General features: G+C 33.5%; 10 protein-coding genes. 5 read left to right on the top strand and 5 right to left on the bottom strand.

Annotated features, from left to right (window positions below; all coding sequences use genetic code 11):
- Positions 1 to 29: 29 nt before the first annotated feature.
- The 5 genes from AP058_RS10600 (at position 30) to AP058_RS10580 (ending at position 10,275) form a co-directional block, all read left to right on the top strand.
- A complete protein-coding gene (locus AP058_RS10600) occupies positions 30 to 998 on the top strand; it encodes a GSCFA domain-containing protein (RefSeq protein ID WP_066310288.1) in 969 nt (322 codons plus the stop codon).
- A complete protein-coding gene (locus AP058_RS10595) occupies positions 991 to 1,608 on the top strand; it encodes a DUF4230 domain-containing protein (RefSeq protein ID WP_066310285.1) in 618 nt (205 codons plus the stop codon). The genes AP058_RS10600 and AP058_RS10595 overlap by 8 nt, the downstream gene beginning before the upstream one ends.
- Before the next feature lie 213 nt (positions 1,609 to 1,821).
- A complete protein-coding gene (locus AP058_RS10590; protein ID WP_066310283.1) occupies positions 1,822 to 6,897 on the top strand; it encodes a translocation/assembly module TamB in 5,076 nt (1,691 codons plus the stop codon).
- A 1-nt stretch (position 6,898) separates the two neighbouring features.
- On the top strand, positions 6,899 to 9,196 hold the full coding sequence (locus AP058_RS10585) for a BamA/TamA family outer membrane protein (protein WP_197413400.1): 2,298 nt from the start codon (positions 6,899 to 6,901) through the stop codon (positions 9,194 to 9,196).
- 74 nt (positions 9,197 to 9,270) lie between these two features.
- Complete coding sequence (locus AP058_RS10580) at positions 9,271 to 10,275, top strand: LLM class flavin-dependent oxidoreductase (RefSeq protein ID WP_066310281.1); 1,005 nt, start codon at positions 9,271 to 9,273, stop codon at positions 10,273 to 10,275.
- Between the two features lie 92 nt (positions 10,276 to 10,367).
- Here AP058_RS10580 and AP058_RS10575 read toward each other — a convergent pair whose 3' ends face one another.
- The 5 genes from AP058_RS10575 to ric all read right to left on the bottom strand — a co-directional run bounded on the left by AP058_RS10575 (position 10,368) and on the right by ric (position 13,857).
- Entirely contained in the window at positions 10,368 to 10,802 is a 435-nt protein-coding gene (locus AP058_RS10575; RefSeq protein ID WP_066310279.1) for a hypothetical protein, read from the bottom strand.
- A gap of 96 nt (positions 10,803 to 10,898) precedes the next feature.
- Positions 10,899 to 11,333 (bottom strand): Rrf2 family transcriptional regulator, encoded by a 435-nt coding sequence (locus AP058_RS10570; RefSeq protein ID WP_066310277.1) that lies wholly within the window; start codon positions 11,331 to 11,333, stop codon positions 10,899 to 10,901.
- Between the two features lie 11 nt (positions 11,334 to 11,344).
- Positions 11,345 to 11,794, bottom strand: a complete 450-nt coding sequence (locus tag AP058_RS10565) for a CopD family protein (RefSeq protein ID WP_066310275.1) — start codon at positions 11,792 to 11,794, stop codon at positions 11,345 to 11,347.
- Positions 11,791 to 12,999 carry a hypothetical protein gene (locus AP058_RS10560; RefSeq protein ID WP_066310273.1) on the bottom strand — a complete coding sequence of 403 codons (1,209 nt, stop codon included), beginning with the start codon at positions 12,997 to 12,999 and terminating at the stop codon, positions 11,791 to 11,793. The genes AP058_RS10565 and AP058_RS10560 overlap by 4 nt, the downstream gene beginning before the upstream one ends.
- Positions 13,000 to 13,125: 126 nt before the next feature.
- Positions 13,126 to 13,857, bottom strand: coding sequence for an iron-sulfur cluster repair di-iron protein (ric, locus tag AP058_RS10555; protein WP_066310271.1), 732 nt, complete (start codon positions 13,855 to 13,857; stop codon positions 13,126 to 13,128).
- Positions 13,858 to 13,985 lie beyond the last annotated feature (128 nt).

The raw sequence follows: 13,985 nt of genomic DNA, 5'->3' as shown, positions 1-13,985 counted from the left end.
AAAATCGTTAATCACTTATTTTAATACTTATGCAATTCACCACCCAAATACCAATTTTCAAAACTAAATCACCAATTGATTACAATTCCAAAATAATCTTATTGGGTTCGTGTTTTGTCGAAAATATGGGCGAGAAACTAAGCTATTTTAAATTTCAAAATACTATTAATCCATTCGGAATTATATTTAATGCGGTTTCTATCGAAAAATTGATGTATCGAGCAGTGAATTTCATTGAATTCACTGAAAAAGATATTTTCTTTTATAACGACTTGTGGCATTGTTATGAGGTCCATTCGGAATTGAGTAACCCAGATAAAGAAAAATTTTTAGAAATCTTAAACGAGCGTATTCAATCGACTAATAAGCAAATTTCTGAAGCCAGTCATCTTATCATTACATACGGAACTTCTTGGGTTTATAAAGAAAAAAAAGCAAATCAAATTGTTGCCAATTGTCATAAAGTGCCACAAAAGGAGTTCGAGAAAGTATTGCTTTCTGCAGAAGAAAATCAACACGCAATTCAAAATACATTGCTTTTAATTCAGCAACTCAACAGCGATTGTAAAATTACAATTACCATTTCGCCTGTACGTCATATCAAAGATGGTTTTATAGAAAATCAGGTGAGTAAGGCAAATTTGATTACCACTGTTTATGGCATCTCAAAAAGGGAACTTTTCAAACAAAAAGCTTTAGAGTACTTTCCTTCTTATGAAATTGTGATGGATGAACTTCGTGATTATCGGTTTTATGCTGAAGATATGCTTCATCCAAACGTTACGGCGACTCGATACATTTGGAAGCTTTTTAAAGAAAATTACATTTCAGAAAATACTTTTTCGGTAATAGAAGAAATTGATACGATTCAGAAAAGTCTGCTGCACAAACCATTCAATCCAAATTCAGAAAGTCATTTAAAATTCGTAGCCAAATTGCATGAAAAAATTAGTACTTTAGTAACACGCTATCCGCACATTCAATTTAAAAATGATTAGAAAAATACTTTTATTTTCGGCAATTGTTGTAGTTATTCTTTTAGCTTTTCGCTTTTGCGAATTTAAAAAAGACGATACATCAACTATAGATTACAATAATTTGATTCAAGAACAGATTGTTAATGTGGGTAAATTGGTTGTCACCGAAGGTCATTTTTCAGAAGTAATAACCTATAAAGATCAGCAAAAATATTTAATGAAAATGTTTTCGTTTGAGAAGAAAGCATTGATTGTGGTAAATGCAGATGTTACGGTTTCGTATGATTTGCATCAAATGAAATACGATATCGATGAAAAAAATAAAACGATAACAATTATCTCTATCCCCAAAGAAGAGATCAAAATAAGTCCTGATATTAAGTTTTATGATGTGGAACAAAGTCAGTTGAATCCGTTTACAGGTGAAGATTATAATAAAATCAATGCATCTGTAAAAGCTAATTTAGCTAAGAAAATTGCAAAGTCCAGTTTAAAATCTAATGCTAAAAACAGATTAATTAGTGAATTGTCTAAAATTTTGATTCTAACTAAAACAATGGGCTGGACCTTGCAATACGAGGGACAAGTAATCGAACAAGAATCTGATTTAAAGCAAGATTTAAAGTTGTAATAAATAGAACGCAGAATAATCTTCTAGCGTTTTTTAAATTTTATGGCGTTACCATAAACGTAGATGCTTTTCGCTTCCATTTGTTTTTTTAAGTCAGAAATAGTAAAACAAATTATTACAATTATATAACAGTTAGAATTTCAATTTTTAGAAATTTGATGTTGTTAATTACGTCTTGTAAAGAAGGACAATTCAAACAGAAACCTATAAAGAATGAGTGTACAAATTCCTGCAATAGTTCAAAAAATAATTCGCATTGTACTTTGGTGTGTCGGAATTATTGTGGCTATTTTGTTGTTGTTAATTGTTTTAATCCAGGTGCCATCGGTGCAGAATTTCGCCAAGGACAAAGCCGTTACTTTTTTGGAAGGTAAAATTAAAACAAAGGTAGCAGTTGATCATATTTCTATTCGTTTTCCAAAAAAAATAATTTTAGAAGGTTTTTATTTTGAAGACCAAAAAAAGGACACGCTGTTGAGTGGGAAACGCTTGGAAGTTGATATTGATTTATTTAAAATTTTAAATCATCAAATTGAAATCAATTCATTTTTACTTGAAAATACTACGGCTAATATTTCAAGAAACAAGGATTCCGTTTTTAATTTCGATTACATAATTAAGGCTTTTGAATCTCCAAATTCGGAACCAAAAGATACAACCAGTACGCCGTATACAATTAGCGTAGTTCAACTAGATTTAAAAAATATTAAGTTTGGGTTTAAAGATGTACTAGCTAAAAATGATGTTCATTTGAAGCTGAATGAGTTTCATACCAAATTTAATAAATTCGACTTAGATGGCATGGATTTTAATATTCCGGACATCAATTTAAATGGTTTTCAGTTGACTATGAACCAAGATATGGTCGAGAAAATCGCCGAAACTTCGGTACAAACGTTGGATACAATATCGAAAACGCCTCATTTTAAATTGAAGCTAGATAAAATTCAGCTTTCTAAAATTAAAATTCTCTACGACAATAAGGACTCCAGATTGAACTCAGGTTTAGATTTGGGTGATTTAAAACTAGTGGTCAATTCGATAGATATTAATAAGCAATCTATTGATTTAAAGTCGTTTGAAGTCAAAAATTTAAAAGGAAATTTACTTTTAGGAAAAAGTGACAGAGAAATCAAAACTCCAAAATTAGACAGCACAAGTATTAAGCAACAAGGATGGAGAGTTAAATTGAAATCGGTAGATTTTCAAAATATTGCTTTTCGTTACGATGATATGCAAACCAGAAAAGCAGTAAAAGGTATTGATTACTCTCATTTGGATTTGAAAAACTTTAATACGAGAATTGGGGAACTGTATTATGCAAACGATACAATTTCGGGACAAGTACATTCATTAACCGTTCAAGAAAGAAGTGGACTGAATATTCAGGCTTTAAAAACAGATTTTATTTATGGACCTAAAAAAGCATCGCTTCAAAAGTTATATTTAAAAACGCCAAAAACAATTTTGAAAGACAATGTGCAACTCCATTATGCTTCTGTTAAGTCACTTTCTACACACATTGGAGAGACCGTGATTGATGCTAATTTAAGTAATACCAAAATTGCCTTTCAAGATATATTAATTTTGGCTCCTAATTTGCAAAACACGAATCCTTTTAAGAGTAAGCCAAATGCGATATTAAGTTTAAATACGCGTGTAAAAGGCAAAATTAAAGACCTTTCTATTCCTCTTTTAGAAGTTGATGGATTAGGAACTACTAAAATTAAAGCATCAGGTAAAATTTCAGGTTTGCCCGATACCGATAAAATGTATTTGGATATTGTCATTCAAAATTTATCGAGCACTGCCAAAGATATTAACTCATTTATTCCAAAAGGAACGATTCCGAATTCGATTCAGTTGCCGTCAAAATTTGATTTAAATGGTAAATTTAAAGGAACAATTGCAAATTTTAAAACTGACCTAAATTTAAGAAGCAGTTATGGTGCTGCAAAAATTGATGCGCTTTTTGATCAACGAATTAAAAATCAAGAAAAGTACGATGCAGATGTTGCGTTTACCAATTTTGATTTAGGTCGATTAATTAAAAATGATTCGGTTGGAAAAATTACGTTGAATGCTAAAGTAAAAGGGAAAGGCTTGGATCCTAAAACTGCAAATGCAAAAGTGGATGCTATTGTAAAACAAGCCAATTTTAATAAATACAATTACACTAACATTAGTTTGAATGGAAGCATTGCCAACGGAAATTTTGATGTAAAAAGTAATAGTGCTGATCCAAATATTAAGTTCGATTTGGTTGCTAATGGTCGTTTTAAAGATAAATATCCAGCGGTCAAATTGAATTTAAATTTAGACATAGCCGATTTAGACAAATTAAATTTGCATGCTGGTCCGTTAAAATTGCGTGGAAACATTGTTGCAGATGTGACCAATAGCAATCCAGATAAATTGAATGGAAAGATTGTGGCCTCGAACGTTCAGATTTTAAAAGACGCCGAACCCATGGTTTTGGATTCTATCAAAATAATTGCTTTTTCTGATTCGGAAAAAAACAACATCAAAATAAGTTCTCAGTTTTTAAAGGCTGAAATGAATGGAAAATATAAATTGAGCACACTGGCAGATGCATTACAAGAAACAGTTTCTAAGTACATCAATTTGCACGTCACCGATAAAAAGGCAGCCAAGATAAAAGACGATCAACAATTTACTTTAGATCTTAAAATTGACAATGATCCAATTCTATTTCAGTTGATTCCAGAATTAACAAGTTTAGAGCCGATTGATTTGCATGCCAAATACGATAATAGAGCCGATACGTTAGTCGTAAAAGGTACTATTCCGAGATTGGTTTATGCAGGAAATACAATTTCTGGAGGAGTAATTAATGTAGAAGCAAAAGAAGATGCAATTGATTATGAAGTTAATTTAGGAACGGTACAAAATGCCCAATTTGAGTTGCCATTTACGAGCTTAAGAGGAACAATTGCCGACAATAAATTGACTTACGCCTTGCAGATTTTAGATAAATCTAAAAAAGAACGGTATTACCTTGCTGGTGGTTTAGCAGCCAATGAAGGTCAAAATACATTTACAATTGACATTGATAAATTACTATTGAATTATGAAAATTGGAAAATAAATCCAGATAATAGCATTGCTTTTGGAAGTAAGGGAATTTATATTGACAACTTCGAATTAAGCAATGGCAGTGATTTACTTAAAATCCAATCAGAAGGAAAGTCGAAAGATGTGCCTTTGAATATAGAATTTGCCAATTTTAAAATAGGTACTATTTTAAGTATGGTCCAAAAAGACGCAGTTTTGGCTGAAGGATTAATTAATGGTTCGGCTCGAATTGAAAACATGACCACAAAAGCAGTTTTTACATCGGACTTGAAAGTAGAACAATTTGCTTTTATGGGCGAGCCAGTTGGTGATCTTAGTGTAAAAGTCAATAACAAGAGCGCAGATACACTCGAAGCCAATGTAGGTTTAACAGGAGAAGGTAATGATGTAAAGATTTCTGGAAATTACGGCATTAGTAAAGGAAGCTTAGATTTGAATTTAGATATGAATATGCTGAATATTAAAAGTATTCAAGGCTTTACTATGGGTAATATAAGCGAAGGAACGGGTAAATTGACCGGAAATTTTAAAGTAAATGGAACTGTAGATGCACCAAAAGTAAACGGAATGCTACAGTTTGTAGATGCTGGATTTAGAGTTACCCAATTGAACTCATTCTTTACCATTAAAAATGAAAAAATTACTTTTAATAACGAAACCATACATTTAGATACGTTTGCCGTTGTAGATGAGAATAAGAATGATTTAGTTTTAAACGGAGATATTAAAACCGCTGATTTTATTAATTATAATTTTGGATTGACTGTTAAGGCTGATAATTTTAGAGCGGTAAACTCAAAAGCAAAAGATAGTGATTTGTTTTATGGGGATTTGTTTTTAGATGCAAAGTTAAATGTGAATGGAACATTACAAAGTCCAGAAGTGGATGGAAATGTAACCATTAATAAAGACACAAAGTTTACCGTGGTTATGCCACAATCTGATCCTTCGATTGCAGATAGGGAGGGAATTGTAGAGTTTGTAGACGAAGACAATGTGTACTTACGTCAAACCAAAGAATTGCAAACAAAACTGAATCAGTCCGAATTGTTAGGAATGAATGTAAATGTGGCGATTGCTATTAGTAAAGAAGCAGAGCTTACTTTGTTAATTGATAAAGCCAATGGTGATTATTTAAATTTAAAAGGAGAAGCGCAGTTAACAGGTGGAATTGATCCGTCAGGAAAAACTACTTTGACTGGTAAATACACTTTTGACGAAGGAGCTTACGAAATGAATTTTAATATGTTGCACCGAAAATTTGACATTCAAAAAGGAAGTTATATTATTTGGAATGGTGAACCAACGGAAGCAACATTAAATATTACAGCGATTTATAAAGTTGAAACTGCGCCAATTGATTTGGTAGGAAGTCAGTTGCCGACCAACAGCCCAACAATCAGAAATACATATAAACAAAAAATTCCGTTTCAAACTATTCTAAAAATGAATGGTGAGTTAATGAAACCAGAAATTTCTTTTGACATCAAATTACCTGATGGAAATTACGGAGTTTCTTCAGATGTGGTTACACTTTCGCAAGGAAAATTGGAAGAATTGCGTCAAGATCCAGCAGAGATGAACAAGCAAGTGTTCGCTTTGTTATTGTTGAATCGTTTTGTGGGAGAAAATCCGTTTGAAAGTGAAAGTGGAGGCGTTAGTGCCGAAACCATCGCGAGACAGAGTGTGAGTAAAATACTATCGGAACAACTGAATAATTTGGCGGGTGATTTAATTAAAGGTGTTCAATTGGAGTTTGATTTAGAGTCAAGTGATGATTATACTTCTGGAGCGCGTCAAGAACGTACCGATTTAAATGTTGGTCTTTCTAAGAAGTTATTAAACGATCGCTTAAAAGTAACGGTAGGAAGTAGTTTTGGTTTAGAAGGCGCACAACGAAACAATGAGGAAAGTACCAATATTGCTGGAGATGTGGCGTTAGATTATCAACTAACTTCGGATGGAAGATACATGATGCGAGCCTATCGTAAAAATGAATATCAGGTTGCTGTAGAAGGACAAGTAGTTGAAACTGGAGTAGCTTTTATCATTACGATGAGTTACAATAAGTTTAGAGAGCTGTTCCACCGCACCGAAGAGGAAAGACGAGTGATTCGTGAAGAAAAAGCACGAAAAGAAGAAAGAAAGGTCGAAGAACAAGCTGAGAAAGATAATACTCAGAAAAAAGAATAGTATGAGAGGGAGTTATTTAGTATATGGATTAGGAGTTTTGCTGTTTTTTGCAGTAGGGTGTGGCAATACAAAGTATTTGGCAGAAGGAGAATTATTGTATACAGGAGGTTCTGTAAAAGTAGAAGATTCTATTTTGAGAAAAAAGGAGCGCAAAGCACTTGCGTCAGAATTAAAGGGTTTGCTGCGGCCAAAGCCCAACAAGCAAATCTTAGGTTTGCGTCCTAAATTATGGATCTATAATTTGGCTGGAGAACCCAAAAAAGAAAAAGGAATTCGCTATTGGCTTAGAAATAAAGTAGGCGAAGCACCCGTATTATTTAGTCAAGTCGACTTGGACTATAATGCATCTCTGCTCCGAAATTATACTGAAAATAGAGGATATTTTAAAGTACGCGTTAGTGCCGATTCAACCACTCGTGGTAAAAAAGCATCTGCCGAATATGTGGTTAAGCCGTATCAACAATATATGATCAAGGAGGTTAATTTTATTTCTGATTCTACCAAATTATCTAAACAAATACGACGAATGGTCGAACGACGCAGTAAGCTAAAAGTTGGTAAACCGTACGATTTGGATGTAATAAAAGCAGAAAGAGAACGCATTGACATGCGAATGAAAGAACGTGGTTATTATTATTTTAATCCCGATTACCTATTAGCTCAAGTAGACAGTACAAAAGGAGATCATGAGGTAATCATCAACTTAAAAATTAAGGATGAAACACCTTCAAAAGCCAAGCAAGCGTATACTATTAATGATATTGTAGTTTATCCAAATTTTACTTTAGGGAAAGACAGTATGCAATATAAAAAAGCAGATATATTGCAATATGGCGATATTACTATCATTGACTCGACAGATACTTTTACTCCGAATGTTTTTGATAGAACGTTGTATTTCAAAAAAGGCGATTTATACAATCGTACCGATCATAATTTAACATTAAATAGGTTCGTCAATTTAGGAACTTTCAACTTTGTTAAAAATGAATTCAAAGAGTCAGACGAGTTTCCTAATCGTTTGGACGCTTATTATTATTTGACGTTATTACCCAAAAAATTTATACGCGCTGAGGTTAAAGGTAAAACCAACTCGGCAAGCTACACCGGAACGGAGATTAACCTAAACTGGAACAATCGAAATCTATTTGGAGGAGCAGAATTACTGACTATATCAGTTTTTGGTGGTGCTGATTTTCAATTGGCAGGAGCAAACAAAGGTTATGACATATTTAAATTTGGAGGCGAGGCAAGTTTAATTTGGCCACGATTTATAGCACCGTTCAAGATAGAAAGTGCTAGTGGCTATGTCCCTAAAACAAAAGTGGCATTAGGATATGAATTTCAGCAACGTACCAAATTATATGGTTTAAATTCTTTTAAAGCATCGTACGGTTATTTGTGGAAAGAAAACATTAGGAAAGAACACGAATTAAAAGTGTTTGATGTTAATTATGTGAGTCCCAACAATGTGAGTGACTTATACTTAGAAAAGGTAGCTTTAGATCCATCGTTAGAAAAAATAATAGAAAAGCAATTAATTTTTGGACCTACTTATTCGTACACGTATACGAATACGATGCAAAAATATAAAAAACACACGATTTACTTTAAAGGTGAATTGGACTTAGCCGGAAATATAACGGGATTAGTAACTGGGGCAAATATAAAAAAGGAAGATCCGGTTAAAATTCTAGGAGTTCCATTTAGCCAATATGCTAAAGTTACTACCGACTTTAGACATTATTTTAAATTAGGCCGCAACAGTGAATTGGCATCAAGGATTATCGGCGGTCTTGGATACAGCTACGGAAATTCGATAGCATTGCCAACCATCAAACAATTTGTGGTAGGAGGAACTAATAGTATTCGTGCTTTTAGAGCACGCTCTATAGGGCCAGGTTCTTATATAAATGAAAATGCAGATGGAACTTTTTTGCCGGATCAATCGGGAGACATCAAGTTGGAAATGAACATTGAATACCGTGCTAAATTGTTTAGTATTGTGCGTGGCGCTTTGTTCGTTGATGCCGGAAATGTTTGGCTATTAAACAAGGATCCAGAGAAACTTGGCGGAGAATTCACTAAAAATTTTATAAAAGAAACAGCAGTAGGAATTGGAGCGGGTTTGCGATTTGATTTGTCATTCTTGGTACTTCGCACTGATTTGGCTTTTCCTATACGTGTTCCCTATCTGCCCGAAGGCCAGCGATGGGTGGTCGACGATATTCGCTTTGGAGACGGTAGTTGGAGAAAAGATAATTTGGTTTTTAATATCGCCATTGGGTATCCGTTCTAAAAATTATAAATTGATTAACAAGGTATATTTCATGAGGTCTAGGCATAGTTGTAATTTTACAAAAAGCGCGATTTATGAAAACTACTATACCTATTTCTTTATTAGAATTAGCTCTTATTACTCAAGATAGTGACGCAACCGATACTTTTTTTAAAACTAAAGAATTAGCACAGTTAGCTGATGACTTAGGATACAAAAGATTTTGGTTGGCAGAACACCACAATATGGCACATGTTGCCAGTACAGCAACTGTTGTCTTGATTGGCTACATTGCCGGACAAACTCAAAACATTCGAGTTGGTTCGGGCGGAATTATGCTTCCCAATCATTCCCCGTTAATTATTGCCGAACAGTTCGGAACTTTAGAACTATTGTATCCTGACAGAATTGATCTAGGGTTAGGGCGAGCGCCTGGAACAGACGGTTTAACAGCACAAGCCATTCGTGCCGATTTTTATGAGCAGTCACAGCAATTTCCACGAAATGTCGAAAAGATTCAAATGTATTTTTCTAAAAAGAATGCGGAGTCAAAAGTGCGTGCGTTTCCTGCAGAAGGAACAGATGTGCCAGTTTGGATATTAGGTTCTAGTATGGACAGCGCCGCTTTAGCAGCATCAAAAGGATTACCGTATGCTTTTGCAGGACATTTTGCACCTAAGCAAATGTATCAAGCATTTGAGTTTTACAGAGATAATTTTATTCCGTCAGAACATTTAAAACAACCGAAAATTATAGCTTGTGTCAACGCTGTTGCAGCTGATACAACTGAGGAAGCTAAAGTACTTGCCACAACTTTGTATCAGATGTTTTTAGGTTTAGTGCGTAATGATCGCAAACCAATGCAACCGCCGCTTGCATCTCTAGATGGATTAATGAGTGAACAAGAATTTTTTCACGTCAACCAAATGACTGCGTGCTCTTTTATTGGAGACGCGGAAAAATTGAAGAAAGATTTAAAAGAATTTATCGCCTATACTAAAATTGATGAGGTCATGATTACGAGTCCGATTTACGATCATCAAGATAAAATGAAAAGTTTAAAAATTGTCAAACAAGTTATGGACGAATTGAATGCTTAATTTGATGGTGTATTTTAAATTTTAAATGCAAAAAGGGTTTGACTGCTGTGAGTCAAACCCTCTTTTTTAATAACTAGTTGTAAGATGAGTTATTATTCGTTGTGATCTTCATGGTGTTCCTTATCTGTATGATTTTTATTTTTGCGATCGTTCATTTTTTGCATTCTCTTTTCTTGATTAGCAGAGTATTTAGTGTACTGTTCTGAAGTTAAAATCGCTTTCATTTTATTGTTATTTGAAAGTTTTCTTTCTTTCATTTGTTGTTTCATAGCATCACGCTCTTCAGTGGATGGTTTCGTTTGTCGATCTTTATTAGTCATTTTCCACTGCTGCATTTCTGCAGATCTTGAGGCTAACAAATCGCCAACTTGTTTTTGCTGCTTGCTGTCTAAATTTAATTCTGACGTTAGTTTTTGCAAGTTTTTTTCATTTCGTTGCTCTACTGTCAGTTTTTGTTTGTCTTGTTGATTTTGTGCAAAACCTATCATTCCGATAGAAAGTAATGCAGCTAATACTAATTTTTTCATGATACGTTTTATTAAAAGTTATAGGTATAAGACCGTATTTTTACAATTAGGTTTAATGCTTACTTTTAATTTATCATTTAATTAACACCTTTAGCACTAAAGTCTTAGAAAGGTGTCGCCCGATTTAATACCCAAAGCGAGCTCTTCTAAATTAGTATTTTCTAACATTTCTTTCAATTCATTTCGAATCGATTTAAATTTATCATGCACTGGACAAGGAAATTCTTCCGAACAAGTGCTTAATCCCAGTCCGCAGCCGGTAAATACTTTAGTGCCGTCGAGAGCAGTTACAATATGAGCTAATGTAATTTTAGCCATTGTTTGCTTCGGAATCTCAAATCCTCCTCCCACACCTTTTATCGATTTTACTATATTATTTTTAGATAAAATCTGCATAATTTTTGCTGTAAAAGCTTCAGGAGAATCAATTTTTTCTGCAATGTCTCTCATGCCAACGCGCTCGTTTTGATACGATCGAGAAGCAATAAAAATGGTGGCACGAATGCCATATTCACAAGTTTTAGAAAACATAGTTTTTGTATTTAAATTCCGCCATAGCGAACATAAGACCCCAAAATTAGCATAATAACACCAATTGTAGTTACAGATATGATATGAAATGCCATTTCGGGTAATTTATTTGGGTGTTCTTTCAACTTCGGAATTACTCTAAATTGTGCACTTAAAGCAAAAAGTACCGTTATTGCCAACAAGGTTAGTTTCCAAGAAACAACTTTTTCGATCGGATTAGCGAATTCAAACCAATTTTCGTAATTCACACCAAACTGCTGTGCCATTAAAACGCCTGTAATTACCAACAATACTAAGGAGGGCAAGCCAATGGGTTCGTATTTTTTCTCAAATTTTAAAATAATGTTTGGGTCTTTATTTTTTAAGGCAGTCGGAAGGTAAGCAAAGGCTAAAAGAAGATGTCCTCCGATCCAAATTGCGGCGCATAAAAGATGAATAACAAGTAATAAATGGTGATTCATAAAGATTGTTTTGTTTTAATAATACTGCTTATTATACATAGAATGCTTAAAGGTAATCCGATACTAGCAGCAAAAAGTATGGGAGTAGCCTGTGATAGTAATGGACTGCCGAAATAAATAAAAACACCTTTGCTAAACAAAATGACTTCGGTAATTAAGTAACTTGCAAAGAACAATATTATCCCTGTTTTAGCGAATAATGAATGCGTTGGTAGTAGTTTTATTTTTATTAAAATTATAAAAACCATTCCCGTAATTATTCCTAACATATTAAGGTGAATAAAACCAATTACAAAGTTCCTAATTTGATGTGAAACTACAGTTATTTCGGGGATAAAAGTCAGGAGTTGAATACCGATTTTTACAGCTAGTGAACCAAAAGTAAAAATATAAATTGATTTTTCTAATACAGGTAGTTTTTGAAATAAAACGGCAAATTCATATCCGACACCTTTGATGAGGTAATAAAAAGCAACTGCTTGCAAAAGAACCCCGAAGAGATTGATCCAGTAAAAGACAGAATGTTTCAAATACCAACTAACCGGTAATGTCAACGTAAACACTGTTGCAATAAGTAATAAAATATAAAATTTGCGAAAAATAGCTGGTGGAATTTTAAGTGATAGTTGCGATAAAAACAAGACTAAAACCGCTATTAAGAACCAACCATTGAACTGAAAATGCAAGAAAAACTGAATTGCAATTTGAAAAAAAGCACTTGCTTTGCCTAACATTCCTACGGCAGGACCAAGAACCCAAACACCAAAGGTGGAGATAATCATAAATATTAAAGCAGTGCGTACTAGTTTTTTTTCTTGATCAGATTGAAAAACCGTCTTTTTCCAGATTAGATACGAAAAATAATAGCTGCAAAAAATGTGTAAAGTCGAGAAAACAATAGATAAAAGCGCATAACCTTCAACAGGAAATCGAACCATCATGCCAATCACAGCCAGTTCGGTAATCCAAAATAAACGGTTCAAAACTGCGTTATTTTGCTGTTCTTTCGGAATATAAAAATGAACCAGTAAACAATACAATATAAGGTAAAGCCAACCCAGCATTGCTACATGAGAATGACCGTGTAGTAAAAACTGAAAATTGACTGTGTCAATAGGTGTTAGATAGAGAAAACGTAATAATAAGCCCATTAGCGCAGCAATAAAAAAATTACTAAAACAGGCAATTAACCAAGATTTTTTCATGTTACCAATTTGATTGTTAGCTTTTCGAAAAACTAATGTAGTAAAAAAAAACATTCCTGATCGCACTTTTTAGTACTGTTTCAGGAATGCTTTTCGGTAGTTTTAACTAATTTATTAATTTTAGTGTTAGAGCGCAGTTCGTAATTTTTCTTCTAATTTACTTGCTTTAGGGAATAAGATATTGTTTTCTAAGTGAATGTGTTTGTGCAAATCTGATTCAAACTCTTGTAACATGGCGTAGGTAACTTTATAGGTGTTACAGCCATCTGCGGGAGGCGTGTAGTTGTTTGTTAATTCAGCAATTTTCACAAAGCGTTCTCCTTCAACTACGTGATCGTGCATCATCATTTCGATAGGATTATTAACCGTTCCAAAATGTGGATTTTCAAATTTCCCGTCAGTTGCTTCTGCTTTTACTAATTTTTTTATAAAGGGAAATAAGATCAGCTCTTCTTTTTTCATGTGTTGCGCCATTTCTTGAGCACAACCTATAAAAAGATCATTTACTTTAAAGAGTTCAGGATGGGAGGCGCCATGTACTTTGCATAATTTATCTAAAAACGGCAACAAGATTTGAGATTTATCTTCGACATAACGGTGGTGTGTTTTTTCAACATAATCGGCAAGTAAATCCAAAGGCCAAGAATTAAAATCGATTCCTTCATCCGTTTTCATCGCTAAAACATCCATTACTTTAGCTTCAACTTCATTGCTGTTAAATTGTTTTTTTTCGCAAGCTTCTTCGATTGTACGATTTCCTTTGCAGCAAAAATCAATTCCATATTGTGTAAAAACGGCTGCAGTTCTAAAATCTTTAGCGACATATTCACCTATTGTTGTTTTTTCTAAAATTTCCATGGTTCTATATTTTTTATATTAGATAATCGAAGGACAAATATACGAACAAATTTCAAATAAAAGATAAAATTGTCTTTTATTTAAATTGTAATTTTATTAACAATTGTTTACTGTTTGATTTTGTTTTG

The sequence above is a fragment of the Flavobacterium sp. TAB 87 genome, assembly GCF_001529295.1.
GTDB lineage: Bacteria > Bacteroidota > Bacteroidia > Flavobacteriales > Flavobacteriaceae > Flavobacterium.
The sequence above is the reverse complement of the archived record's forward strand: the minus strand, read 5'-3'. Positions and strand labels throughout refer to the sequence as shown.

Bases quoted from the DNA above. Each gene is read 5' to 3' on its own strand.
- AP058_RS10575 (WP_066310279.1), bottom strand. From the start codon at position 10,802: ATGAAAAAATTAGTATTAGCTGCATTACTTTCTATCGGAATGATAGGT.
- AP058_RS10560 (WP_066310273.1), bottom strand. From the start codon at position 12,999: ATGAAAAAATCTTGGTTAATTGCCTGTTTTAGTAATTTTTTTATTGCT.
- AP058_RS10570 (WP_066310277.1), bottom strand. From the start codon at position 11,333: ATGTTTTCTAAAACTTGTGAATATGGCATTCGTGCCACCATTTTTATT.
- AP058_RS10590 (WP_066310283.1), top strand. From the start codon at position 1,822: ATGAGTGTACAAATTCCTGCAATAGTTCAAAAAATAATTCGCATTGTA.
- AP058_RS10585 (WP_197413400.1), top strand. From the start codon at position 6,899: ATGAGAGGGAGTTATTTAGTATATGGATTAGGAGTTTTGCTGTTTTTT.
- AP058_RS10600 (WP_066310288.1), top strand. From the start codon at position 30: ATGCAATTCACCACCCAAATACCAATTTTCAAAACTAAATCACCAATT.
- AP058_RS10580 (WP_066310281.1), top strand. From the start codon at position 9,271: ATGAAAACTACTATACCTATTTCTTTATTAGAATTAGCTCTTATTACT.
- ric (WP_066310271.1), bottom strand. From the start codon at position 13,857: ATGGAAATTTTAGAAAAAACAACAATAGGTGAATATGTCGCTAAAGAT.
- AP058_RS10595 (WP_066310285.1), top strand. From the start codon at position 991: ATGATTAGAAAAATACTTTTATTTTCGGCAATTGTTGTAGTTATTCTT.
- AP058_RS10565 (WP_066310275.1), bottom strand. From the start codon at position 11,794: ATGAATCACCATTTATTACTTGTTATTCATCTTTTATGCGCCGCAATT.